This is a genomic window from Streptomyces sp. NPDC032822 (genome assembly GCF_055578825.1).
This window is the reverse complement of sequence record NZ_JBVIOL010000002.1, coordinates 31,464-56,648: the sequence shown is the minus strand read 5'-3', so window position 1 is coordinate 56,648 and position 25,185 is coordinate 31,464. Positions and strand designations below refer to the sequence as shown.

Below are 25,185 nucleotides of genomic sequence, written 5' to 3'. Positions count from 1 at the left end.
CTCCCGGCGTCTCCTCGCACACGTGCCGTACGTGCGTGCGGTGCCCGGCGTCGAGATCCCATGGGGCCGGGGGCCGGACGGTTCGCGCGTCACTTCAGGGAATCACGTCGGCCGCCGAGCCGTACGCGATCCGGGACACGCCGGGCGCCGGGCGTGTGGCGTTGTGGTGTCCCGCTCGGCACGTTCACGTCACGGCTGAGCGAGGCCTCACCCGGGCCGTGAAGGGAGGCGTGCTCACTCCTCGTCGACGAGGCTGATCTCCGACCAGATCGTCTTGCCGTCGGCGGTGTGCCGGCTGCCCCAGCGCTGGGTGAGCTGGGCGACCAGCAGCAGACCGCGTCCGCCCTCGTCCCAGGTCTTGGCCCGGCGCAGGTGCGGCGCGGTGTGGCTGGTGTCGGACACCTCGCAGATCAGCGTGGTCGCGTCATGGATCAGCCGGAGCCGGATGGGGCGCGCGCCGTACCGGATGGCGTTGGTGACGAGTTCGCTGACCACCAGTTCGGCCGTGAACGAGGCGTCGCTCAGCTCCCAGCGGTCCAGCTGGGCGACGACCTGCTTGCGGATCGGGGCGACCAGCGCCGGATCGGCCGGGATGTCCCAGGTGGCGACCTGGGACGCGGGCAGTCCCAGGGTGCGGGCCACCAGCAGCGCCACGTCGTCCAGTGCGCCGCCCGGCGGCAGCAGCCCGTGCAGGACGCGGTCGCAGGTCTCCTCCAGCGAGCCGGCGGGTACGGCCAGGGCCTCGCGGAGCAGTGCGTGGCTCGCGTCCACGTCCCGCTCCCGGGTCTCGATCAGCCCGTCGGTGTACAGGGCCAGCACCGTGCCCTCGGGCAGCTCCAGTTCGGCGACCTCGAACGGCAGCCCGCCCAGGCCGAGCGGCGGCCCCGGCGGCAGGTCGACCTCCCGGGGCTCGCCGTCCGGCGGGAGCATCACGGGCGCGGGATGTCCGGCGCGGGCCAGCGTGCAGCGCCGCGACACCGGGTCGTACACCGCGTAGAGACAGGTCGCGCCGACCTCGCCGGGGTTGCCCTCGCCGCCGGCCTCCGCGGACAGCCGGACGACGAGGTCGTCCAGGTGGGTCAGCAGCTCGTCCGGGGCCAGGTCGATGTCGGCGAGGGTGCGCACCGCGGTGCGCAGCCGGCCCATGGTGGCGGAGGCCTGGATGCCGTGGCCCACGACGTCCCCCACGACCATCGCCACCCGCATCCCGGACAGCGGGATCACGTCGAACCAGTCGCCGCCCACCCCGGCGCGGGCCGCCGGAAGATAGCGGGAGGCCGCCTCCACGGCGGGGGTGCGGGGCAGCGAGCGGGGCAGCAGACTGCGCTGCAGGGCAAGGGCGGTCTCGCGCTCGCGGGAGTAGCGGCGGGCGTTGTCGATGCAGACGGCCGCCCGGGCCGTGACCTCCTCGGCGAGCAGCACGTCGTCCGGGGTGAACGGGTCGGGCCGGCGGAACCGGGTCAGGACGGCCACCCCGAGGGTCTGGCCGCGGGCCTGGATCGGCACGGACATCGTGGAGTGGATGCCGTACTCCTTGACGCGGTCCCTGCGCGCCGGGTCCCAGGCGAGCCACTCGGCGAGGTCGCGGGTCTGGGTGGACGCCACGATGGTGTGGCCCACCACGAGGGAGTCGGCCTGCGGTGAGGGCTCGGGATAGACGTCGAGCTGGCCCGGCTTGGCCACGGCCTCGGGGCTGCCCGGGTTCACGGACTGGTGCGCCGCGCGGCGCAGACTGATCGGGGCGGTGAGCCGGGCGGCGGAGGGCTCGCCGCCGGCCTCCGGCGGGTCCAGCAGGTCGACGCTGACGAAGTCGGCGAGGGCGGGGACGAAGACGTCGGCCAGCTCCTGCGCCGTTCGGGTGACGTCGAGGGTGGTGCCGATCCGCACACTGGCCTCGTTGACCAGCTGGAGCCGCTCGCGGGCGAGGTACTGGTCGGTGAAGTCGTGGGCGGCGACGCACACGCCCCGCACCCGCCCCTTGGCGTCGGTGATCGGCGCCATGCGGGCCAGCCAGGCGTTCATCCGGCCGTCGCCGCCGATCGGCACGTACGTCCGCACGTCGTGGCCCCGGCCGGTGGCCAGCACCCGGTACAGATGCTGCTCGATCTCCTCGCTCTGGGGTCTGCCGCTCATCTCGGCCGCCCTGAGCCCCCGCACCCGTTCCTCGGGCAGCCCGAGCACCTCGGCCATGGCGGTGTTCATCCGGCGCAGCCGCAGCCGTTCGTCGTAGACGGCGACGGCGCAGGGGGACTGGATGAGCTCGGCGCGGTCCAGCGCCTCGTCCGGCGCGAGCGGGCCGTCGCCGGTCAGCGGAGTGACCACGAGCCAGTCGCCGGGGCCGGTGCCGGCGGGTCTGCGGTGGGCGAGCAGCCACACGGAGACGGCCGAGCCGTCGCGATGACGCAGGGTGAGGGTGCCGTCCCAGCGGGCGGTCTCCGGCAGCCGGAACGCACCGGGATCGGCCAGCAGTTCCGTGGCGGGGCGGCCCACGACCTCCTGGGCCGGGCGGTCCAGGAGCAGTCGGGCGCCCTCGTTCCACTCGACGACCGTGCCCTTGCCGTCGATGACGGCCCGCGCGGTCGCGGCATCGTCGAACGGATACACCGGGCTCATCGTCGCCACTCCATCGCGGACACTCACAGTGAACAGGCGCGTCACATCGGTCCCAGCCTAGTGCGTCACGCGCTCTCGCGGACGGGAACCGCGGTGCGGCCGGGACCGTCCCCGACCCGTGGTCAAGGGGGAGATCCGGCCGTTGTGACTCCTGGGTCGGAAGCGGCTCACCGCACCCTTGACGGGCCCGTGTGGCACAGCGTCAGAATCTGTTTGTTCACGATCAATTATGAGTACTTCTGGGCCCTGATGAGGGAGAGCCGCCTTGACGGTCACTCGTAGATCGCTACTTTTCGCCTCCGCGGCAGCCCCGGCGGCCGGGACGGTCCTGTCCCCTGCGGCGTGGGCCGCCGACACCGCCGAGACTGCCGGGGTCGCCGCCGGCCGCAGCACGGTCGCGTTGCGCGACGGCTGGCGCTTCGCGCTGGTCGACCCGGGCGGGATCACCGACCCGACCGGTGCGTACGCGGACGCCGCGGCCCCCGGCCACGACGACTCCGGGTGGCGTGAGGTCGCGGTGCCGCACGACTGGAGCATCGAACAGACCCCGACCACCGAGCACGGCACCACCAGCGGCACCGGGTTCTTCCCGGGCGGCCTCGGCTGGTACCGCCTGGCCTTCACGCTGCCCTCCGCCCTGGCCGGCAAGCGGATATCGGTGGAGTTCGACGGTGTCTACATGGACTCCTCGGTCCACTGCAACGGCACGGAGGTGGGCCGCCACCCCTACGGCTACACCGGTTTCGCCTTCGACCTCACCGACCTGCTGCACACCGACGGCACCACCGAGAACGTGCTCGCGGTCAAGGTGCAGAACCGCCTCCCCAGCAGCCGCTGGTACTCGGGCAGCGGCATCTACCGCGAGGCCCGCCTGGTGGTCACCGACCCGGTGCACGTGGCCCGCTGGGGCACCCAGGTCACCACGCCGGACATCACGGCGAAGCGGGCACTGGTCCGGGTGCGGACCGCCGTGGTGAACGAGACCGGCACCGCGGCCGAGGTCGAGATCCGCTCCCGGATCAAGGACCCCGGCGGCCGTACGGTGGCCCGCGCCGCCACCACCGTCACCGTCGGCACCGAGACCACCGAGACCCACGAACTCACCGTCGACCGGCCCAAGTTGTGGGACTTCGCCGCCCCTCACCGCTACACCTTGGAGACCGAACTCCGCGTCGGCGGCAAGACCGTCGACACCTACCGCACCCCCTTCGGCATCCGCACCTACCGCCTCGACCCCGACGAGGGCTTCCACCTCAACGGCCGCTACGCCAAGCTCAAGGGCGTCGACCTGCACCACGACCTGGGCGCGCTCGGCGCGGCCGTCCACATCGACGCGATCCGCCGGCAGATGACCCTCATGAAGTCGATGGGCGTCAACGCCTTCCGCACCTCCCACAACCCGCCCTCCCCGGAGATGATCGAGGTCTGCGAGGAACTCGGCATCGTGATGATGGTGGAGGCCTTCGACTGCTGGAGAAGCCCCAAGACGCGCTACGACTACGGCCGGTTCTTCGACGAGTGGGCCGACCGGGACGTCACCGAGATGGTGCGGGCCGCCCGCAACTCGCCCGCCGTCATCATGTGGTCGATCGGCAACGAGGTCTCGGAGTTCACCTCCACCTCCGGCCTCGCCATGGCGGACCGGCTGATCGCCGCGGTCAAGGCGTCCGACGCCACCCGCCCGGTGGTGATCGGCTCCCACCGGCACCGCACCGTGCCCGCCGCAGGCTCCCCGGGCGACCTGATCCTCGCCAAGCTCGACGGCCTCGGCCTCAACTACAACACCGCCAAGTCGGTGGACGCCCTGCACGCCCGCTACCCGCACCTGTTCCTCTTCGAGTCGGAGTCCTCCTCCGAGACCTCCACCCGAGGCGCCTACCAGGAACCCGAACGCCTCAACACGGGCGAGAACCACACGCCCGGCAGACGGGACACCTCCTCGTACGACAACAACCTCGCCTCCTGGACCATGAGCGGCGAGTACGGCCACAAGAAGGACCGCGACCGGAAGTGGTTCACCGGCGAGTTCCTGTGGTCGGGCATCGACTACATCGGCGAGCCCACGCCCTACGACGTCTTCCCGGTGAAGGCGTCCTTCTTCGGCGCGGTCGACACGGCCGGCTTCCCCAAGGACATGTACCACCTGTTCAGGAGCCAGTGGACCAGCGCGCCCATGGTCCATCTGCTGCCGATGACCTGGAACCACGAGCGGGGCGACACGGTCGAGGTGTGGGCGTACTCCAATGTCGCCACCGTCGAACTCCTCCTCAACGGAAAGTCCCTGGGCACCCGGACCTTCGACACGAAGACGACGGTGGACGGCCGGGAGTACCTGGAGACCACCGAGGCCACCGGCGACGACAAGACCTTCACCGACGGCCCCTACCCCGGCAGCTACACCAGCCCGAACGGCAGCGTGGGCAAACTCCACCTCACCTGGAAAGTGCCGTACGCGCCCGGGGAGTTGAAGGCGGTCGCCCGCCGGAACGGCAGGGTGGTCGCCACCGACGTCCTGCGTACGGCGGGCGCACCGCGCGCCGTACGGCTCACCGCCGATCGCACGTCCCTGGCCGGGGACGGCCGTTCGCTCGCCTTCGTCACCGCGGACATCGTGGACGCCCGCGGCGTGCTCGTGCCCGGCGCCGAGCACCTGATCTCCTTCGGCGTGCAGGGCGGCTCCCTCGCGGGCCTCGACAACGGCCGCGAGGAGAGCGCCGAGCGCTATCAGGCGAGCACCCGGACCGCCTTCCACGGCAAGGCGCTCGCGATCGTCCGGGCGGGCACCGGGCCCGGGTCCCTGAAGGTCACCGCGCGCGTGCACGGCCTGCGGTCGGACACCGTGACCCTGCGCACCACGCGCGCCCGGTCGGCCGCCACCACGCCGGCGCCCGCCTTCACTCCCGACCCGCCCGCACCTGCCGACCACCCCCGGGCGGACGCCGGTTACTCCGGCCGCCCCGACACCCTCCCCGCCGCGATGCTCGACGGCGACCCGGCCACCGGCTGGTCCAACGCCTTCACCAAGGCGGCCACCGCCCTGCTCCCCGCGTTCGGCGGAGCCAGGGCCGAGGACTGGGTCAGTCTGGACTTCGGACGGGCCCGGACCCTCGACCGCGCGGAGGTCTCCTTCACCCTGGGCGCGGCCCACAGCCTGCCCGCCTCCGTCGCGGCCGAGGTGTGGGACGGAGACCGGTATGTGCCGGTCACGGGTGCGGTCGTCGACTGGGCCGAGGCCTCCGACGACCCCACGGTCATCACCTTCGACGCGATCCGCGGCTCCCGGCTGCGCCTCACCCTGACCAGCGCCCACCCGGGCGAGGTCCGGGGCGCGGTGCGCATCAGCAGGCTGGAGGTGCCGGCCGGCTGAGTCACCGTCGCACGGCCTGGACGGGAAACCAGTCCCGTCCGGACCGTTGACTCGGTGTCATGCCTCCAACAAGCATGGCCTGCGTCCGCATCTGGGAGCGCTCCCATCAGTGAGCGTCACCCCGCACCTCCTCCGAGGAGCCCAGACGTGAAACGACGTAGAACCGCCCTGCTCTCCCTGACGGCCCTGATCGGTGCGGCACTGGTGGGTCTCCCCGCCCCTGGCGCCGCCGCCGACGAGGTCGAACAGATCAAGAACGGCGCCTTCGACACCACCACCGCCCCCTGGTGGACCACCAGCAACGTCACCGCGGGCCTGTCCGACGGACAGCTCTGCGCGGACGTGCCGGGCGGCACCGCCAACCGCTGGGACGCCGCCGTCGGCCAGAACGACATCACCCTGGTCAAGGGGGAGTCGTACCGCTTCTCCTTCAGCGCGAACGGCACACCCGACGCACACGTCGTGCGCGCGATCGTCGGCCTGTCGGTCTCCCCGTACGACACGTACTTCGAGGTGAGCCCGCAGCTGAGCGTCTCCGGGAACAGGTACTCCTACACGTTCACCTCGCCCGTCGACACCGCCCAGGGTCAGGTCGGCTTCCAACTCGGCGGCGACGCCGACCCGTTCCGCTTCTGCATGGACGACGTGTCACTGCTGGGCGGGGTACCGCCCGAGGTGTACGAGCCCGACACCGGGCCCCGGGTACGCGTCAACCAGGTCGCCTACCTGCCCTCCGGTCCCAAGAACGCCACGTTGGTCACGGACGCGACCGCGAAGCTGCCCTGGCAGCTCAGGAACTCCGGCGGTGCGGTGCTCGCGCGCGGCTGGACCGTGCCGCGCGGCACCGACGCCTCCTCCGGACAGAACGTCCACTCGATCGACTTCGGCGCCTACAAGAAGCGGAGCACCGGCCTCACCCTGGTCGTGGACGGCGAGACCAGCCGGCCCTTCGACATCGGGACGGGCGCCTACGAGAAGCTGCGCCTGGACGCCGCGAAGTACTACTACACACAGCGCAGCGGCATCGCGATCCGCGACGATCTGCGCCCGGGCTACGCCCGCCCCGCCGGACATGTCGACGTGGCGCCCAACCAGGGCGACTCGAACGTGCCCTGCCAACCGGGTGTCTGCGACTACACGCTCGACGTCACCGGCGGCTGGTACGACGCCGGCGACCACGGCAAGTACGTCGTCAACGGCGGCATCTCCACCTGGGAGCTGCTGAGCACGTACGAACGCGCGCTGCACGCCCGCACCGGGCAGCCGGCCGCACTGGGAGACGGCACGCTCGCCATCCCGGAGAGCGGGAACAAGGTGCCGGACATCCTCGACGAGGTCCGCTGGGAGCTGGACTTCCTGCTGAAGATGCAGGTGCCCGACGGACAGCCGCTCGCCGGTATGGCCCACCACAAGATGCACGACGAACAGTGGACCGGCCTGCCGCTGCTGCCCAGTGACGATCCGCAGAAGCGCGAACTGCACCCCGTGAGTACCCAGGCGACCCTCAACCTGGCCGCGACGGCCGCGCAGGCGGCCCGCCTGTACCGGCCCTACGACCGGGAGTTCGCGGCGAAGGCACTCGCCGCCGCGCGCAAGGCCTGGACCGCGGCCCTCGCCCACCCGGCGATGTACGCCGACCCGAACGACGGCATCGGCGGCGGAGCCTACTCCGACTCCGACGCGACGGACGAGTTCTACTGGGCGGCGGCCGAGCTGTATCTGACCACGGGGAAGAAGGCGTTCGCGGACCACGTCCTCGCCTCGCCCCTCCATACGGCCGACATCTTCGGCCCTGTCGGCTACGACTGGGCCAGGACGGCCGCGGCGGCCCGCCTCGACCTCGCGACCGTGCCGAGCAAACTCCCCGGCCGGGACAAGGTGCGCCGGTCGGTGACCAAGGGCGCGGACGTCTACCTCACCACCCTGAAGTCACAGGCGTACGGCATGCCCTACGCCCCCGACGGCAACCTCTACGACTGGGGTTCCAACCACCAGATCCTGCACAACGCGGTCGTCATCGCCACCGCCTACGACATCGGCGGTGGCTCCAAGTACCGTGACGGGGCCGTCCAGAGCATGGACTACCTCCTCGGCCGCAACGCGCTGAACATGTCCTACGTGACGGGCTACGGCGAGGTCAACTCCCACAACCAGCACAGCCGTTGGTATGCCCGCCAGCTCGACCCCACCCAGCCGGCCCCGCCCGACGGAACCCTGGCGGGCGGTCCGAACTCGTCCATCCAGGACCCCTACGCACAGAGCAAACTCCAGGGCTGCGTCGGCCAGTTCTGCTACATCGACGACATCCAGTCCTGGTCGACGAACGAGCACACCATCAACTGGAACTCGGCCCTGACCCGGATGGCGTCCTTCGTGGCGGACCAGGGCTGAGGACCAGAACCGACACCCACGCTCCACGAGCCCCCGGCCGCTCATCGACGGTCGGGGCGTGGAGCCGGGCCTGATCGGGCGGCTGCCGCACCTCGGCGTACGCGCCGTGCGGCAGCCGCTTGATCATGCCGGTTGATCTCCCCCCACCACCCCGGCACTATCCGGACCGGTTCCTCCGCGAAGCCCGGGTACCGGTCGGACCGGGCCCCCGTGGAGACCAGGTCCGCGGGGAACGGGCCGTACGCCGGAGACGGGGCTGACCGACGCCACCGCAGCGATCAGCGCGAGCGTCGGCGAACACCGGGAAGAAGAAGCCGCCCGCCCTCGCCGGGCATACCTGGATCTCCAGGATGTGGATGTTTCCCGGGCGCCTTGTTGCTCGTGAGGAAGTTGTGCAAGGGTGAACAACTGGTGTGGGGGCTAAGGCGGACAGGCCTGGACAATTTCGCGTCCCCCGCGCCCGCGCCCGAAAGGTCGAGTGCCGACCCCGGCTCCTTTCCGGCGATCAGAACTTCTGTGTCTCATGTGCGTGGGAAGGAATCCGCTCAGTGCCCACCCCCCACCCCCCTCGTCCTCCTTTCCCGCCGCCCGGCGGGGTTCCCGAGGAGTCCGACGAGAGTCTCGGCGCCGCGCTCAGGGGCAGCCCGGACGTCGAGGTGAGCAAGTCCGTCGCGCTGCTGATGGCGCGACACTGGCAGCCCGCCCACACCTACGCGGTGATCTGCCTGGCCTCCACGGAGGAGACGGCCGCGATGGTCAGCGCCGCCGCGTTCCACCAGGTCCTCGACCGGTTGACCCTCGGCGAGCAGGCCGTCGCTCTGCGTCCGCGGTTACTCGTGACCGTACGGGACACGGTCAGGCAATGGGCGGCCGAGGACCGCATATCCGCAGTACTGCCGGAGTTGGGGAAACCGGCCGGAGGTCGCGGTATGCGCGCGGCCAAGTCGCTGACCCCCGAAACCCGAAAGCTGGCGGAGCGTTCATTCCACGCGCTTCCCGGACACTCCCGGTGTTTGCTGTGGCATGTCGAGGTGGAGGGCGAAAACATTGCCGTTCCCGCCGCTCTCCTCGGCATGGACACCGACACCGCGTCGATGGCGCTGGAACAGGCCCGGGAGAAACTCCGCGAGGGTTGTGTACATGCCCATCGGGATCTCGCGCCGACCACGGACTGCCGTTTCTACAACCGGCTCCTCGACGTTCCGATTCGCCGCGGCGGATCCCTGCTGCCGGATGTCCAGCAGCATCTGGGGGAGTGCCGGCACTGCCGCAGCGCCGCCGAGCAACTGAGCCATTTCGAAGGCGGGCTGGGTGTGCTGCTCGCCGAGGCGGTGCTCGGCTGGGGCGGCCGGCGCTATCTGGAGGCCCGGCAGGGCGAGACGGCACCGATGTCCCGCACCCGTGGCTCCTCCCGGCACGGCGGCGGACGCAGGCGCCTGCTGCCCGGTATCCCCTCGCCCCTGCGCCGGCCCCCGGGCGGCGGTCTGCGCTCCTCGCGGACCCTCCTCACGGGCGTGGGCCTGGCCTCGGCCGGACTGCTCGCGACCGTGCTCGTGGCCAGTCTCTGGTCGGACGACGACGGGGTCGACCCGGCCGCCTCCACCAGCGCGACCGGTGGCGTCGGCGTGGCACCGGGAGCCGGCTCGCAGGCTCCGCCGACGGCGTCCTCCGGCACCGCCCAGCTGCCCAACGTGCCCGGGCGCACCCGGCTGCGCAACGTCGCCGCCGACCTGTGCGTCGACATCAAGGGCGACCCGAAGGCCGGTGCCGGGACCGCACTGGCCGCGTGCTCGTCGGTTCCGACCCAGCAGTGGTCCTACGAGGAGGACGGGCTGCTGCGCAGTGCGGCCGACCCCGATCTCTGCCTGGACTCGCACGCCGACGCCGGCGTGGTCATCCTCGGCGCGTGTGCCGGCGAGGAGGCGAAGCGGGCCGACGACGTGCGCTACGACCTCACCGTGCAGGGCGAGTTGCTGCCGCGCTGGGACGACCGGCTCGCCCTGACCTCCACCACCGCTGATCCCGGTGCCGACATCGTCGTCAAGGTGCGGGACGGCTCCACCGAGCAGTCCTGGCTGACCGGCCCCGTCTCGACGGCCACCCCCGGCTCCCTGTCGATCACCGGCACCGACACCCTCGTCGCCCGGCCTGCCAAAGCCCCCGGCCGGCCCTAGCCGGGACCGCCTCCCCGGCTCTCAGGAAGGCCCCTCCAGCAGGTCGGTGGGGCCGACCGCGGCCGGGGTGGCGTGCCCGGTCAGGGCCAGGGTGAGGTCCAACTCGGCGAGCAGGCAAAGGATCACGTGCTCGACGCCGGCCTGGCCGTCGAGGCCGAGGCCGTAGACGTAGGGCCGTCCCAGCAGCACCGCCTCGGCGCCCAGCGCGAGCGCCTTGAAGACGTCGTCCCCGGTGCGGACGCCGCTGTCGAACAGGACGGTCAGGCGGTCGCCGACCGCCTCCGCCACCCGCGGCAGCGCGTCGGCCGCCGCGACCGAGCCGGCCACCTGCCGGCCGCCGTGGTTGGACACCACCACGCCGTCCATCCCCGCGTCGGCGGCGAGCCGGGCGTCGTCCGGGTGCAGGACGCCCTTGAGGACGATCGGTCCCTCCCAGTGCTCCCGCAGGAACGCCAGGTCCGGCCAGGTCTTGCCGGGGTCGGCGAACATCCCCACGAAGTGCATCACGGCCGCGTTCGGGTCCTCGTGCACCGGCTTGGCCAGACCTGCCAGGAACGCCGGGTCGGAGAAGTAGTTGGCGGTGCCCACTCCGTGCAGGAACGGCAGATAGGCCCGGTCGAGGTCCCGGGGCCGCCAGGCCAGGAGTGGGGTGTCGAGGGTGACGACCAGCGCGGTGAACCCGGCCGCCTTCGCCCGGTCGAGGAAGCTCCGGGCCACCTCGGGGTCCTTCGGCCAGTACAGCTGGAACCAGCGTTCGGCGTCGCCCATCGCCTCGGCGACCTGTTCCATCGGCGTGCTCGACGCCGACGACAGGATGTACGGCACGCCCTGCGCCGCGGCGGCCCGCGCGGCGGCCGGCTCCGCGTCCGGGTGCATGATCGACAGCACCCCGACCGGGGCCAGGGCCAGCGGCGCGGGCAGGGCGCGTCCCAGCACCTCGACGGACAGGTCCCGTTCGTGCACGTCCCGCAGCATGCGCGGCACGATCCGGCGGCGCTCCAGGGCGGCCCGGTTGGCGCGGGCGGTGCTGCCGTCACCCGCGCTGCCCGCCACATAGCCGACCGGACCGGGTCCGAGCCGACGCTCGGTCAGCTCCTCCAGCCGGGTCAGATCGGTGGGCAGCCGCGGTACGGCGCCCGAGATCCCGTTCAGATAGATCTCGTACTGGAAATCCGCCCAGTGCTTGCCCATGGCGGCCCCGCCTCTCCTCGTCGAGCAGCGTCGGCCCCGACCATACCGGCGAGTATGCGCGGGTAGCCCATCGGGGAAGGCGGTGGGGGGTCAGGCGCGCGAGGGGGCGGGCGGCGCCGTCTGGTCGGTCGGCGCACCGGGACCGGTGATCGGCGGCACCGGGGTGTCGACCGTCCGGGCCAGCCGCGCGCCCTCGGGGCCGTAGACGGCCCGCGGTTCGGGGAACAGCCGCAGCATCGCCAGATAGAGCACGGCGGACACGGCCAGCGACAGCGGCAGGCTGATGTCGACGCCGTTGGCCAGATCGCCGAACGGGCCGACGAACTGCCCCGGGATGTTGGTGAAGAGCACACCGAGGAGCGCCGACACCCACCAGGCGGTCATGCCCCGCCAGTTCCAACCGTGCGCGAACCAGTAACGGCCGCCGCGCTGACGGCGGTTGAAGACCTGCAACGCCTCCGGGTCGTACCAGCCGCGCCGGACCCAGAAGCCGAGCATCATCACGACCATCCACGGCGTGGTGCAGGTGATGATCATCGTCGCGAAGGTCGAGATCGACTGCACGAGGTTGAGCCCGAACCGGCCGACGAAGATGAACGCGATGGACACCACGCCGACCAGCACGGTGGCCCGCACCCGGGACAGCCGCGGGAATACCGAGGAGAAGTCGAGGCCCGTGCCGTACAGGGCGGTCGTGCCCGTCGACATGCCGCCGATCAGGGCCAGCAGACACACCGGCAGGAAGAACCAGCCCGGCGAGATCGCGAGCAGCCCGCCCACGAAGTCGGGGGCGGCAGGATCGACGTACTCCGGCGCCTCGGCGGCGATGATGCTCGCGGTCCCCAGCCCGAAGACGAACGGCACCAGCGTCGCGATCTGCGACAGGAACGCGGCCCCGACCACCCGCCGGAGCGGGGTGCTCGCCGGGATGTAGCGCGACCAGTCGCCGAGGAACGCCCCGAACGACACCGGATTGGACAGCACGATCAGGGCCGCGCCTATGAACGAGGGCCAGAACAGGGCGTCGGTCGCCGCGTCCGCCGACTCCGTGAACACCCCCGCGTACGACGGGTCGAAGTCACCGGCGAAGGCGACCGCGCCCAGCAGGAACAGCACGGTCGCCGAGGCCACCGCGACCTTGTTGACGAACAGCATGAACCGGAAGCCGTACACGCACACGGCGAGGACCAGGGCGGCGAAGAGGGCGTACGCGACGCCGTACGCCGCAGCGTCGCGCTCCAGGCCGAACAGCCGGTGCGCGCCGCCCACCAGGGCGTCGCCGGAGCTCCACACCGAGAGGGAGAAGAAGGCGACGGCGGTGAGCAGCGAGAGGAACGAGCCGACCACGCGGCCGTGCACACCGAGGTGCGCGGACGAGGAGACGGCGTTGTTGGTGCCGTTCACCGGACCGAACACCGCCATCGGGCACAGGATCAGCGCACCCACGACGACACCCAGGAGGGTGGCCGCGAGGCCCTGCCAGAAGGACAGTCCGAACAGGATCGGGAAGGCGCCGAGCACGCAGGTGGAGAAGGTGTTGGCGCCGCCGAAGGCGAGCCGGAACAGGTCGAGGGGGCTCGCGCCGCGGTCCGCGTCGGGGATGCGGTCGACGCCGTGCGTCTCGACCTCCGTCAGGGACGGCGCGGGGGAGGTGTCGGGCTGCGGGGACAAGGGGGCTCCAGCGAGGGGACGGCTGCGGAGCGCGTGGTGGCGCGGTGGCGGGGACGGCCGCTCGCCGGCGCGGGGGTGTGCGGGGCGAACGGACGCCGTCCTCCGAGGGGTCTGCCGACCGTAAGGCCGCGCGAAGGACCCGCACCAGAGGACGGTTCATCCATCCTCTGAAGCGTGCGAGGACGAATCATCCACCTGCTGGTCACTCCTTGCCCTCGGCGGGCTCCTCCGGCTCGGTGTCCGGCCCCTGGGCCCGTACCCGCTGGACGTGTTCGAGGGAGTCCCGCAGCTCCACGAGCCAGTCGTCGGTGTGGCGCTGGACCAGCCGCACGCACCAGGCGAGGGCATCGCTGCGGCTGCGGGCGACACCGCCGGCCACCAGGGTGTCGAGGACCTGCCGCTCGGGCTGGCGCAGCCGGGTCATCACGGGCGCCGCCAGATGCGTGAACAGGACCCGCTCCCCGCCGCACTCCACACCCCAGGACACCTTCCGGCGGAACCGGTGCTCGGCCTCGCGGGCCACCGCGATCCGGGTCTCCCGGGTGCGCTCCCGGAACTCCTGGACCCGGCCCTGTACGGCAGCCTCCCGCTCGGCGGGTGAGGCGTCCTCGGCCGAACGGGGTTCGGGGACGCGGCCGATCACGGTGATCTCCTCGCGGTCGACCGTCACCTCGACCCGGCCCTCGAAGAGGTCGTCCGGCACCCGCCCGGTGAACCACCCGCGCAGCTTCTCCTGCTCCTCTGCAGTAATCATGTAATGACGATTACTCCGCCCGACCGACAGCGCAAGGGGCTGGGCGGGAGTGCGCTCACGGCTGAAGCGGAATGTTTCAGGACTATTAAATGACGGGGGGAATCCGGCCATCGGGCCGGTGCCGACGATCAAGACCCGTGCGATTCCCGGATCGACGCGTTCGAATTCCGTTACTTCACGCCACTGATTCAATACACAAGGTTACCGAAATCAGTGGGGTCGATGTGAGTTTCGGTGCCGGACTCGGCAGACTCGCGCTCGCCGCACCGGCACCGACCGAGTCGGATCGCGGCACGTCGACATCTCGTCGAACCGAGCGGAAGGATGCACACAATGCGGAACCCCGCGCGCTGGGCAGCGACCCTGGGTCTCACGGCCACCGCCGTCTGCGGACCCCTGGCAGGCACCGCCCTCGCCGAACACGCCACCCCGACCGCGCTCTACGCCCCCTCGGCCCTGGTGCTCACCATGGGCCACGGCGACAGCGCCGCCACCGTCACCCCGGAACGCGCGGTCACCCTGACCTGCGCGCCGACCGCCTCCGGAAGTCACCCGGCCGCCCTCTCGGCCTGCGCGGAACTGCGCGCCGTCGGCGGGGACTTCGATGCGCTGGCGGTGAGAGACGACGTCCAGTGCACCAAGGAGTACGACCCCGTCGTCGTCACCGTGGACGGTGTCTGGCGCGGCCAGCGCGTCTCCTACCAGCGGACCTTCGCCAACGAGTGCGTGAAGAGCTTCCACGGCAACAGCGTCTTCACGTTCTGATGGACCGGGATCGCAGGTCTGCGTGAATGTCCCGCGGGGCCCGCAGGTGGGGAGTGCCTGGCCCTGACGCGGAGACCTGTGATCCCGCACCGGGGCCGGCGGGCGGAGTGGGGCCGCCCGCCGGCCTCCCGGATCACTCCTCGTCCTTCGCCGCGGGAATCGCGGGCAGGAGGGGGAAGCGGCCCAACAGGCCCGCGGCACGCAGCAGTCGGCGGACGCGTGGCAGATCGCTGACCAGGCGCAGTCGGCCGCCGCGTGCCCGGGCCCGGGACTCGGCGCGGCACAGCACCCGCAGCCCCGAGCAGTCGAGGAAGCCGACGCGCCGCAGGTCCACCAGGACGTCCGGCGCCGGATCCGCGGTCGCCGCGTCCAGATGCTCCGCCAGGAAACCGGCCGTCGCGAGATCGATCTCGCCCAGGGCCTCGACCACCGTGCGGCACCCGTCGGCCCGGGTGCGGGCATGCGGGTTCGCCGCGGGGGGTGGTAAGGCGCGGTCGTCACCGTCCGACATGTCCGCTCCACCTCGGCAGGGGTACATGGGATCTCGGTAGTTACCCCGGCGCGACGCAAACCATCCCCGCTGTGACCTCCGCAAGATCTGGTTCACTCGACAAGGTGAACTTCTGTCGTTTCAGTTGACGAGTGCCGTTGGTTTCAGTGTGTTGCCGACGCGATGCGCAGAGGTACCGGGTCCTGGGGCGCGTTCTCCTCGTTGCGGCGGATGATCTCCGCCCACCAGGACGGGCCGTCCTCGATGTGACGCAGCAGCACGCCCTCGCGGATCGCCCACGGGCAGAGGGTGACGGTCTTGAGGCCGGTCAGCTTCATGGCGGTGTGGGCGACCACCGCACCGGCCAGGCTCTGGGCCGCGCGGGGCGCGGAGATGCCGGGCAGCTGGGCGCGGCGGGCGGCGGGCAGTACGGCCAGCCGCTCGACCGCCGCGCCCAGGTCCGTGCGCCGCAACCGGCGTTCCATGAAGGGGCCGTGCCGCCCGGGCGGTGCCCCGCACAGACGGCCCAGTTGCTGGAAGGTGCGCGAGGTGGCGACCGCGGTGCGCGGGCCCTCCCAGCGGATCCGGGCCGCCGCGTCCCGGAGCTGGTGACGGACCTTGCGGCGCAGCTCCCGCACCAGTTCGGGCGAGGGCGGGTCCTGGCCCTCGAAGAACTCGTGGGTCAGCCGGCCCGCGCCGAGCGGCAGCGAGACCACGAAGTCCGGCAACCGGCCGCGGCCGAAGGCCACTTCGAGCGAGCCGCCGCCGATGTCCAGCAGGGCGAGCGGCCCCGACCGCCAGCCCATCCAGCGCCGCGCCCCGAGGAAGGTGAGCTCGGCCTCCACCTCGCCCGGCAGGGTGCACAGCCCGACGCCGGTCCGGTCCCGCACGGTGTGCAACACCTCCTGGCGGTTGGGGGCGTTGCGCACCACGGCGGTCGCGAAGGCCGGCGGGCTCTCCGCGCCCCAGCGGGTCGCGGTCCTGGCCGCCTGGGCCACCGCCCCGACGAGCTGCTCGACCGCCTCCGGCGGCACCGGGTCGCCCGGTTTCATCTGATCGGACAGTCTCAGGCGCCACTTGGCGGTGTGGACGGGCAGCGGCACCCCGCCCTCCGCGTCCGCGACGACCAGTCTGACCGTGTTGGATCCCACGTCAACCACGCTGATTCGCATGGTCGGTGAGTACCCGGTCGGGCGATCTTCCAACGCCGAACGCCCCGTCGCGACCTCGCGGACAGGGAAGAGGGGCCGCCGTTTCCCTGCGGACGGCGGCCCCTCGGCTCGGTACGACCCCCCGACCGGTGCGGCTCGGTCGGATCGGGTGGGTCGGATCACATGTGGACGACCTGCGCGGCGTCCGGGTCCTGCTCCGGCACCCCGCGCCGGTAGAGCAGGAAGGCGATCAGCGCGCCGGCGGCGAAGAAGCCGGACGACCACCAGAAGGCGGTGGTGTAGCTCTCGATCGTCGCCTCGGCCTGGACCAGCTTGTTGGTGGGGTCCTTGCCCGCCAGGTAGTCGGTCGCGGCGCCGGCGGCCAGCGTGTTCAGCAGGGCCGTGCCGATCGAACCGCCCACCTGCTGCATGGCGTTGACGGTGGCGGAGGCGACGCCCGCGTCCTCGGCCGCGACCCCGCCGGTGGCCAGCTGCATGGCCGGCGGCATCACGAGACCGAGACCGAAGCCGGTCACGACGAGCTGCGGCAGCACCGAGGACAGATAGCCGGAGCCGACGCCGATCCCGGTCAGCCAGGCCATGCCGACCCCGGCGACCGCGAAGCCCAGCGGGATGACCGCCTTCGGCCCGATCCGCGGGACCAGGACCGTGGTGCTGGCCTGTGCGGCCACCATCAGCGCGGCGACCATCGGCAGGAACGCCACACCGGTCTTGGTCGGGCTGAAGCCCAGGTTCAGCTGGAGGTAGTAGGTGAGGAAGAGGAACACACCGAACATGCCCGCGCCGGAGATCAGTACGGCGAAGAAGGAGGCCGCGCGGTTGCGGTCGAGCAGGATGCGCAGCGGCAGCAGCGGGTGCGCGGCACGGGTCTGCCACCAGGTGAACGCGGCCAGCAGGACCCCGCCCGCGATCAGGAAGCCCCAGGTCGCCGGGGAGTCCCAGTCGTGCGTCTCCGCGTTGGAGAAGCCGTAGACCAGGGAGAAGAGACCGGCGGCGACCAGGACGGTGCCGGGCACGTCGAGCTTGGAGTTCGAGGCGTCGCGCTTGTTGGACAGCAGGATCCAGCCGCCCGCGAAGGCGACGACGGCGATGACGACGTTGACGTACAGCGTCCAGCGCCAGTCGAGGGCGTCGGTCAGGAGGCCGCCGAGCAGCAGGCCCACCGCGCCGCCGGCACCGGCGATGGCGCCGTAGACGCTGAACGCCTTGGCGCGCTCGCGGGCGTCGGTGAACGTCGTGTTCAGCAGCGACAGCGCGGCGGGCGCCAGCAGCGCGCCGAAGGCGCCCTGGAGAGCGCGTGCGGTGACCAGCATCTCGAAGTTGGTGGCGGCACCGCCGAGGGCGGATACGGCGGCGAAGCCGACCACGCCGACGAGGAAGGCGGGCTTGCGGCCGAACAGGTCGGCGATTCGGCCGCCGAGCAGGAGCAGGGAGGCGAACGCCAGGGCGTACGCGGTGACGATCCACTGCCGGTTGCCGTCGGAGAACCCCAGGTCGGCCTGGGCCGAGGGCAGGGCGATGTTCACGATGGTCGCGTCGAGGACCACCATCAGCTGGGCGAGCGCGACGACGGCGAGGATCCACCACCGCTTGGAGGCGGAGCCGGAGGGCGCTTCGGCGGCGCCTTCCGGACCGCTCTCGGTCAGAGTCTTCTGGGACATCGGGGAACCACTCCAGGGAAAGTCGTCCGAAGGTAATGAGCACGTAAACGAAACCGTTTCGTACACCTGGAGATTAGACCACTTCCAGCGAAACGGCAACGTTTCGCTGAGGGTGGGCAGGTCGGTCACCGGCGGTGGTCGGAGCCGGATCCGCGGGACGCGGCCCGAGGGCCCCTCACGCCAGCTGGCGCCGCACCAGCTCGTGCAGCCGCCCGCCGGTGTCCGCGAGGAGCTCGGCGGGCGGGCCCTGCTGGGCGACCTTGCCGTCCTCCATGACGATCACGCGATCGGCGTCCAGCACTGTGGACAGCCGGTGCGCGATGACGATCCGGGTGGCGTTGAGGGCCTTGGTGCTCTCGATGACCGTGCGCTGCGTCTCGTTGTCCAGGGCGCTGGTCGCCTCGTCGAAGAAGAGGATCCGTGGCCGGCGGATCAACGCCTGGGCGATCATGAGGCGCTGGCGCTGGCCGCCGGAGATCGCGCCACTGCCGGAGACGATCGTGTGCAGGCCCATCGGCATCCGCTTGATGTCCTCGGCGAGCCCCGCCATCTCGGCCGCCGCGAGGGCCTCCTCCGGCGTGTACGGCTCCGTGCCGCAGATGACGTCCAGGATGGAGCCGGTGAACGGCTGGGCGTGCTGGAGCACCACCCCGCACTGCCGCCGCACCGCCGACTGGTCGAGGGCGGCCAGGTCCTGGCCGTCGTAGAGCACGCTGCCCGAGACCGGGCGGTCGAAGCCGATCAGTAGCCTGAGCAGCGTCGACTTGCCGCAGCCGCTCGGGCCGACGATCGCGACGAACTCGCCGGGCCGGATGTCGAAGGACACGTCGTCCAGGACCAGCGGACCGTCGTCCGCGTAGCGGAAGGACAGCCGGCGGGCCTCGATGCTCCCGGAGAGCGGACCCGGCCGGGTGCTCGCCGTGCGGACCTCGGGCCTGGCGTCCAGCACCGGCTTGATCTCCTCGAACAGCGGCAGCGCGGCCACCACCGAGACGAAGGATCCGGTGAGCTGGGTGACCGCCGTCAGCAGCATCGTCACCGACGTGTTGAAGGTGAGGAAAGCCGCCGCCGACATCGCGCCGCGCGCCGGGCCCGCCAGCAGCATGAACATGATCAGGGTGCACAGCGGCAGATAGACCGCGCCCAGCACGGCGGTGAGGTTCTTGATGCGGCCGACCTTCTGCTGGAGCTCGCGACTGCGCGCGAACTCCGAGGCCCAGGCGGCGTACGCGTAGTTCTCGGCCGCCGCGACCCGGAGTTTCGGCAGGCCGCGCAGGGTCTGGAACGCCTGGTTGTTCAGCTTGTTGCCGAGCACCACCAGGCGCCGCTGCCAGCGCACCTGCCACAGCCCGAGCCCCAGGAACACCGCTGCGATGACGACGAGCATCCCGATCGCCGCCAGCGCCATCGAGGCGCTGTACCAGAACAGCAGGCCCAGGTTCATCGCGCCGATGGTGACCGACTGCGCCACCACCGGGCCGATGCCCGCCATCATCCTGCGGATCGCGCTGATGCCCATCGCCGCGCTCGCCAGCTCACCGGTCGAGCGCTCGGTGAAGAACTTCGTCGGCAGCCTCAACAGCCGGTCCCACACCGCCGGCTGGAGCGTCGACTCGATCCGGCCCTCCAGCCGGAGCATGGTGAGGTTCTGCATCAGCATGAAGGCCGCCGCCACCACGCTGCTGATCATCACCGCCAGACAGACCTGCACGATCAGACCGGTCTGCGCCCTCGGCACGTACTCCCCGAGCACCTTGCCGGTGGCGATCGGCACCAGCGACCCGATCGCCACCGTCACCAGACCGCTGACCAGCAGGTTCGACAGGTCGCCACGGGTGCCCCGCATGCTGAAGCGGAGGAGCCCGAACGGATTGAGCGGCCGGTCGGGCAGCGGACGGTAGAACATCACCGCGCGCGGCTCGAACTCCTCCGCGTTCGCCTTCTCGACCGGTGTCTCCCGGCCGGTCGCCGGATGCACGGACACATAGCCGCCGCGCCGCCACAGCAGCGCCACCGGCGCACCGGACAGAGCCCGGTGGCCCACCAGCGGGCCGACGTCGTCCCGCCACCAGCGGCCGTCGAGGCGAACGGACCGCAGCCGCACCCGCGAGGCCAGGGCGATCCGCTCGACCGGATCGAGGCGGTCGCTCTCGGTGCCGGACTGCGCGGGCTCGGCCAGCGGGATCCCGGCCGCCTCGGCGACCAGCTTGCAGGCCGCGTGACTGGCGTCCGCGTCGGCGGCCGTCGCGCGCTGCGCGGACCGCTTGCCGATCGACGCCAGCAGGGTCTGGTCCGCCTGGGCGCGGACCGCCTCACCGGCCTTGATACCGGCGGCCGTCCGGGTCTCGTGGGTGTGCTCCAACTGCTCGATCCACCGGTCCAGCGTGGTGAGCAGCCGGTACTGCTGGTCGACCATGCTCTGCCACACGGCGGGATCCATCAGGAGATCGGCCGCCGCCTCCGCCCCGTACAGCGAGCCGTACTGCACGCTGCCCGGCGGGACCTGCATCCAGAACACGTCCTCGTCGGTAGGCGCGGCCGACCGCTCGGTGGCCATCGGCGCCTGGAAGAGGATGGACAGACTGCGGCCGACACCCAGGGCGAGGGCGTACTCCAGCGGACTCGTCGTCGGCGGCACGTACTGGGGATTGCCGTACGCGTCGTAGGACCATGTCCGGGTGTCCGCGGGCTGGTAGAGCTCACGCAGGTTGATCCGGCGCACCACGCAGTCCCTGAGCGGACGGGCGACCAGGGTGTGCTGGGGACCCGCGACCGGACCGAGCAGCAGGGACCCCGCCTCCAGGCGCCCGAGGTGGTGCCAGTGGCCCTGCCCCTCGGCGTCCACCGCGAACAGGTCCACGGCGCCGGCCGCGACCAGCCACAGCACCTGCGGCCCCTCCAGCTCGATACGGCTGAAGCCGGCACAGTCCACCGGCGTGCCCATGGCGCCCAGCGCCTGCAGAACGAGGTCTCCCTCGTGTGCGGTCGTCATCTCACCGCTCCCTGACCAGCTCGGCGTACGCGCCACCGCGCGCCACCAGCTCCTCGTGCCGTCCGCGCTCCACGATCGTGCCGTGCTGGAGTACGACGATCTCGTCGCTGTCGCGCACGGTGCTGAGCCGGTGCGCGATCACCACACAGGCACAGCCGCGCTTGCGCAGGTTGTCCATGACGGTCAGCTCGGTCTCGGCGTCCAGCGCGCTGGTCACCTCGTCGAGGACCAGGATGCTGGGCCTGCGCACCAACGCCCGGGCGATCTCCAGGCGTTGGCGCTGACCGCCGGAGAAGTTGCGGCCGTCCTGCTCGACCCTGCTGTGGATGCCGCCGGGGCGGCGCGTCACGACGTCGTGGAGAGCGGCGTCCCGCAGCGCCTCCACCACGGCCTCGTCGGGGATCGACGGGTCCCACAGCGCCACGTTGTCGCGGATCGAGCCCTCGAAGAGGAACACGTCCTGGTCGACGAAGGAGACGGAGGACGCCAGCGCCCCGCGCGCGATGTCCTCGATGCGCTGCCCGTCGATCCGGATCACGCCCTCCCAGGGCGCGTACAGACCGGAGATCATCCGGGACACCGTGGACTTCCCGCTGCCGGAACCGCCGACCAGCGCGACCTGCTGGCCCGGGCCCACCGTCAGGTCGAAGCCGGACAGCAGGGGCTTGTCGAGCGGGTTGTAGCCGAAGGTGATGTTCTGCAGCTCGACATGGCCCTGCAGCCGGCGCGTGGAGTCACTGGAGCCGGGGCGGCCGTAGAGCGGGTCGGCCTGGAAGTTCTCCACGTCCTTGAGCCGGGCCACGTCGGCCGCGAAGTCCTGGATGCGGCTCGCGACGCCGTTCAGCCGGGTGATCGGGGCGGTGAAGCGGGTGACCAGCGACTGGAAGGCGACCAGCAGGCCGATCGAGATGCCGCCCTCCACCGCCCGCATGCCGCCGATCCACAGGATCAGCGCACTGTTCAGCGAGGCCAGGGTCGGCGCGACCACGCCCAGCCAGGCGCTCGGCACCCCCAGCCGCTGCTGCTCCTCCAGGGTGGTGGCGTGCTGCCCGGCCCACTTGCGGAAGTAGCCGTCCTCGCCGCCGGTCGCCTTCATCGTCTCGATCAACTGCAGCCCGGTGTACGCCGTGTTGGTGAGCCGGGCACTGTCGGCCCGCAGCTTCGCCGTGCGCGTGGCGCGCAGCCGGATCACCACCCGCATGGCCACCACGTTCAGCAGGGCCACGCCGATGCCGACATAGGTGAGCTGCGGGTCGTACGTGTACAGCAGGAACGCGTAGAGAACGACGACCACCGCGTCCACGCCCGCCGCCGCGAGGTCGCGGGCCAGCGTCTCGGCCACCGCGTCGTTCGACTGGAGGCGCTGCACCAGGTCGGCGGGGCTGCGCTGGGAGAAGAAGGTGACGGGCAGCCGCAGCAGATGGCGCAGGAAGCGGGCACTGGAGAGGGTGGAGGAGATGATGCGGCCGTGCAGCAGGTTCGCCTGCTGCAGCCAGGTCAGCACCAGGGTGAGCAGCACGGACGCGCCCATCGACGCGAACAGCACGCCGAGCAGCGAGGTCTGCCCCCCGATGAGGAACATGTCGATGTAGGTACGGCTCAGCGCGGGCACCGCCGCGCCGACCAGCACCAGCAGCAGGCTCGCCAGTACCGCCGCCGGCATGGTGCCCGCGGTGCCGCGCAGCCGGGCCGGCATCGCGCCCAGCACACCCGGCTTGCGCCCGCCCCTGCTGAAGTCCTCGCCGGGCTCCATGACCAGGACGACACCGGTGAAGCTGCCGTCGAAGTCCTCCATGGGCACGAAACGGCGGCCCTTGCCGGGGTCGTTGATGTACACCCCGCGGCGGCCGAAGCGGCGCCCCATGCCGTCGTAGACGACGTAGTGGTTGAACTCCCAGAACAGCACGGCCGGTGTCCGCACCCCGGCGAGGGCGGCCGTGTCCATCTGCATGCCCTTGGCGGTCAGACCGTAACTGCGGGCCGCCTTGAGGAGGTTGCTGGCGCGCGAGCCGTCCCGGGAGACACCGCAGGCGATCCGCAGCTCCTCCAACGGGACGTGTTTTCCGTAGTGGCCGAGCACCATCGCGAGCGAGGCGGCACCGCACTCGACAGCCTCCATCTGGAGCACGGTGGGCGTACGCACCGTCTTGACCTTGCCCGTGGGAACGGGCCGGCGCTTGGGCGGGGCGGCGCGGCGCCTGCTTCTGGTGTCCTGGTCGGCGCTCACGGCAGCAGCCAGTCGACGGGACGCTGATCGGCCAGCCGGATCGAAGCGTCGGCCATCGTCATCGAGGTCAGGGCGAACGGCGGCCCGTCCGAGGACGACCACCGGTAGCCGCTCTTCGTGCCGGACGACCTGTCCAGCCTCACCAGGACGGCGACCGGACGGCCGTCCTCGCTGAACTGCTCGCCGAGCTGACTGTCGCCGAGGAACGCGGCGATCTGCTGGGGCGACTGGACGGAGCGGTCCACCGACTTCACCTGGCCGCGCAGCACGCCGTACTCCTGGGTGGGCACCGACTGGACGGTCAGGTCCACGGCGGCGTTCGCGGGGATGGAGGCCGCGTTCTCGGCGGGCACGTACACCGTCGCGTACAGGGGGTCCGTGGCCCGGGCGACCTTCTCCACGGCGGCGACGTTCGCGCCGGTCTGGATGATCTGCCCGATGGTGGCGGCGAGCGCGGTGACCCGTCCCGCGGCGACCGTCCGGACGACGACATCGCCCTGGCCGGTACGGACCTTCAGGACGGGGGAGTCGGCGGGCAGCCGCTCGCCCTGCTCGGCGACGACGGCCGTGACCTGCCCGGACACCGGACTCTGCAGGAGGTAACTGCCCTCGCCGTGGGAGAGGATCGCGGGCGCGCCGACGGTGGAGGCCACCGAGCCGGTGACCGCCCACACCGATGCGGCCGCCATGACGATCACCGTCACGGACAGCACGAGCCAGCCCTGGGGGCGGGCGAAACGCACCGGAAGGTCGAGCTCCTCCGGCGACTGGAGCTTGGCGAGGGCCTGTTGGCGGAACTGCACGGAACTTTCCCTCACCTGCGAACGAGTAAGGACCGGCTCGCCCGAGCCGGCTGGAGCGGGGCCGCTTTCACCACCGGCCCCACGACAACCGAGAGTCCCGGAGCCGCAGTACGGCTCCGGGACGCAACGATCGCGGAAAGGCGATCAGATGCCGGCGACCAGGCTGGTGACCGGGGCGGTGTTCAGGCCGGTGACACCCTCGACCGTGCCGACAGCGGTGTTGACCAGGCCGGAAACCGGGGCAATGCCGTCCACCAGGCCGGTGACGGTGCCGAGGGCGTTCACGGACAGGCCGCCGGAGACGTTGTCGAGCTCGGCGTCGGAGATCTCGACGGTCGCAACCTGGGGGGTGGAGTTCATGATGGAACTTCCCTTCATATGGGTATTCACAAGGGGGGAGCGGCCCCCTCTGGGGACAGACGGACGGCCGCGACCACAGGCGCCGGACACCCCGTTTCCGGATGAGCCCTGGACGGCCCCTGCGGTGCGATGGATCAAAGCACGCGGCGGGTCCGGGCTTCCAATCAATCCCCCGTCCCACCAGGGCACTTGTGCCTCATGAGCACCCATGCGTGCAGGACCGTCCACGCTCTGGTGGCGACTTCTTCGTATGTGGCACAGCGATGTGCAGCAATCGACCCCGGTCGGGCCGGCCGCGAATCCGACACTCCGCCCCAATGACGTGAGGGGCACCCTTTGCCTCTGCAGATCCTTCACACGCGGTGCCCTCGGTGGGCAGCCGATGTGCAGATTCCCAGGAGTCGGGATTCGACCGGCCGATCACGACGGACCGTTGTCGACCGATCGCTGAACGTGCCGGAGCGGAAAAGACTGCCGACCGCTTCGATCAGGACATCCGAACCGGTCACCGCGGGCCGGAAGGGCCTCGGGGCGCGGACATCCCGGGCGGCAGG

The 25,185-nt window shown here is 71.4% G+C and carries 16 protein-coding genes; 4 read left to right on the top strand and 12 right to left on the bottom strand.

Going from position 1 to position 25,185, the window contains the following annotated elements; genetic code table 11:
* Positions 1 to 234: 234 nt before the first annotated feature.
* On the bottom strand, positions 235 to 2,613 hold the full coding sequence (locus ACZ5VD_RS05900; protein WP_468554196.1) for a SpoIIE family protein phosphatase: 2,379 nt from the start codon (positions 2,611 to 2,613) through the stop codon (positions 235 to 237).
* A 265-nt stretch (positions 2,614 to 2,878) separates the two neighbouring features.
* On the opposite strand from ACZ5VD_RS05900, the gene ACZ5VD_RS05895 reads away from it, so the two are divergent.
* Together ACZ5VD_RS05895 and ACZ5VD_RS05890 are read left to right on the top strand one after the other, a co-directional pair.
* Complete coding sequence (locus ACZ5VD_RS05895; RefSeq protein ID WP_468681026.1) at positions 2,879 to 5,980, top strand: glycoside hydrolase family 2 TIM barrel-domain containing protein; 3,102 nt, start codon at positions 2,879 to 2,881, stop codon at positions 5,978 to 5,980.
* Between the two features lie 147 nt (positions 5,981 to 6,127).
* Positions 6,128 to 8,371 carry a glycoside hydrolase family 9 protein gene (locus ACZ5VD_RS05890; RefSeq protein WP_468681023.1) on the top strand — a complete coding sequence of 748 codons (2,244 nt, stop codon included), beginning with the start codon at positions 6,128 to 6,130 and terminating at the stop codon, positions 8,369 to 8,371.
* A gap of 123 nt (positions 8,372 to 8,494) precedes the next feature.
* On the opposite strand, the gene ACZ5VD_RS05885 is transcribed toward ACZ5VD_RS05890, so the two are convergent.
* Positions 8,495 to 8,779, bottom strand: a complete 285-nt coding sequence (locus tag ACZ5VD_RS05885) for a DUF1589 domain-containing protein (protein ID WP_468681022.1) — start codon at positions 8,777 to 8,779, stop codon at positions 8,495 to 8,497.
* A gap of 140 nt (positions 8,780 to 8,919) precedes the next feature.
* On the opposite strand from ACZ5VD_RS05885, the gene ACZ5VD_RS05880 reads away from it, so the two are divergent.
* Complete coding sequence (locus ACZ5VD_RS05880; RefSeq protein WP_468681020.1) at positions 8,920 to 10,545, top strand: RICIN domain-containing protein; 1,626 nt, start codon at positions 8,920 to 8,922, stop codon at positions 10,543 to 10,545.
* A gap of 21 nt (positions 10,546 to 10,566) precedes the next feature.
* Here ACZ5VD_RS05880 and ACZ5VD_RS05875 read toward each other — a convergent pair whose 3' ends face one another.
* The 3 genes from ACZ5VD_RS05875 to ACZ5VD_RS05865 form a co-directional block, all read right to left on the bottom strand.
* On the bottom strand, positions 10,567 to 11,736 hold the full coding sequence (locus tag ACZ5VD_RS05875; RefSeq protein ID WP_468681018.1) for a lactate 2-monooxygenase: 1,170 nt from the start codon (positions 11,734 to 11,736) through the stop codon (positions 10,567 to 10,569).
* A 90-nt stretch (positions 11,737 to 11,826) separates the two neighbouring features.
* On the bottom strand, positions 11,827 to 13,407 hold the full coding sequence (locus ACZ5VD_RS05870; protein WP_468681017.1) for a purine-cytosine permease family protein: 1,581 nt from the start codon (positions 13,405 to 13,407) through the stop codon (positions 11,827 to 11,829).
* A gap of 202 nt (positions 13,408 to 13,609) precedes the next feature.
* Positions 13,610 to 14,161, bottom strand: a complete 552-nt coding sequence (locus ACZ5VD_RS05865) for a hypothetical protein (protein ID WP_468681016.1) — start codon at positions 14,159 to 14,161, stop codon at positions 13,610 to 13,612.
* Positions 14,162 to 14,494: 333 nt separating this feature from the next.
* Here ACZ5VD_RS05865 and ACZ5VD_RS05860 point away from each other — a divergent pair, with 333 nt between their 5' ends.
* Entirely contained in the window at positions 14,495 to 14,926 is a 432-nt protein-coding gene (locus ACZ5VD_RS05860; RefSeq protein ID WP_468554203.1) for a protease inhibitor, read from the top strand.
* 133 nt (positions 14,927 to 15,059) lie between these two features.
* Here ACZ5VD_RS05860 and ACZ5VD_RS05855 read toward each other — a convergent pair whose 3' ends face one another.
* The 7 genes from ACZ5VD_RS05855 to ACZ5VD_RS05825 all read right to left on the bottom strand — a co-directional run bounded on the left by ACZ5VD_RS05855 (position 15,060) and on the right by ACZ5VD_RS05825 (position 24,631).
* Positions 15,060 to 15,437: an STAS domain-containing protein gene (locus ACZ5VD_RS05855; RefSeq protein WP_468554204.1), complete on the bottom strand. Its 378-nt coding sequence runs from the start codon at positions 15,435 to 15,437 to the stop codon at positions 15,060 to 15,062.
* Positions 15,438 to 15,580: 143 nt separating this feature from the next.
* A complete protein-coding gene (locus ACZ5VD_RS05850) occupies positions 15,581 to 16,588 on the bottom strand; it encodes a Ppx/GppA family phosphatase (protein ID WP_468681013.1) in 1,008 nt (335 codons plus the stop codon).
* A 158-nt stretch (positions 16,589 to 16,746) separates the two neighbouring features.
* Positions 16,747 to 18,249: an MFS transporter gene (locus ACZ5VD_RS05845; protein WP_468681011.1), complete on the bottom strand. Its 1,503-nt coding sequence runs from the start codon at positions 18,247 to 18,249 to the stop codon at positions 16,747 to 16,749.
* 175 nt (positions 18,250 to 18,424) lie between these two features.
* Positions 18,425 to 21,241 (bottom strand): NHLP bacteriocin export ABC transporter permease/ATPase subunit, encoded by a 2,817-nt coding sequence (locus ACZ5VD_RS05840; RefSeq protein ID WP_468554207.1) that lies wholly within the window; start codon positions 21,239 to 21,241, stop codon positions 18,425 to 18,427.
* A gap of 1 nt (position 21,242) precedes the next feature.
* On the bottom strand, positions 21,243 to 23,468 hold the full coding sequence (locus ACZ5VD_RS05835; RefSeq protein ID WP_468554208.1) for an NHLP family bacteriocin export ABC transporter peptidase/permease/ATPase subunit: 2,226 nt from the start codon (positions 23,466 to 23,468) through the stop codon (positions 21,243 to 21,245).
* Entirely contained in the window at positions 23,465 to 24,271 is an 807-nt protein-coding gene (locus ACZ5VD_RS05830; RefSeq protein ID WP_468681008.1) for a hypothetical protein, read from the bottom strand. Before ACZ5VD_RS05830 ends, ACZ5VD_RS05835 begins: the two co-directional genes overlap by 4 nt.
* Positions 24,272 to 24,415: 144 nt before the next feature.
* Positions 24,416 to 24,631, bottom strand: a complete 216-nt coding sequence (locus ACZ5VD_RS05825; RefSeq protein WP_468554210.1) for a type A2 lantipeptide — start codon at positions 24,629 to 24,631, stop codon at positions 24,416 to 24,418.
* Between the last annotated feature and the right edge of the window lie 554 nt (positions 24,632 to 25,185).

Coding starts and splice junctions, on each gene's coding strand:
- ACZ5VD_RS05840 (WP_468554207.1), bottom strand. CDS start 21,241: ATGACGACCGCACACGAGGGAGACCTCGTTCTGCAGGCGCTGGGCGCC.
- ACZ5VD_RS05900 (WP_468554196.1), bottom strand. CDS start 2,613: ATGAGCCCGGTGTATCCGTTCGACGATGCCGCGACCGCGCGGGCCGTC.
- ACZ5VD_RS05855 (WP_468554204.1), bottom strand. CDS start 15,437: ATGTCGGACGGTGACGACCGCGCCTTACCACCCCCCGCGGCGAACCCG.
- ACZ5VD_RS05860 (WP_468554203.1), top strand. CDS start 14,495: ATGCGGAACCCCGCGCGCTGGGCAGCGACCCTGGGTCTCACGGCCACC.
- ACZ5VD_RS05850 (WP_468681013.1), bottom strand. CDS start 16,588: ATGCGAATCAGCGTGGTTGACGTGGGATCCAACACGGTCAGACTGGTC.
- ACZ5VD_RS05875 (WP_468681018.1), bottom strand. CDS start 11,736: ATGGGCAAGCACTGGGCGGATTTCCAGTACGAGATCTATCTGAACGGG.
- ACZ5VD_RS05825 (WP_468554210.1), bottom strand. CDS start 24,631: ATGAACTCCACCCCCCAGGTTGCGACCGTCGAGATCTCCGACGCCGAG.
- ACZ5VD_RS05845 (WP_468681011.1), bottom strand. CDS start 18,249: ATGTCCCAGAAGACTCTGACCGAGAGCGGTCCGGAAGGCGCCGCCGAA.
- ACZ5VD_RS05865 (WP_468681016.1), bottom strand. CDS start 14,161: ATGATTACTGCAGAGGAGCAGGAGAAGCTGCGCGGGTGGTTCACCGGG.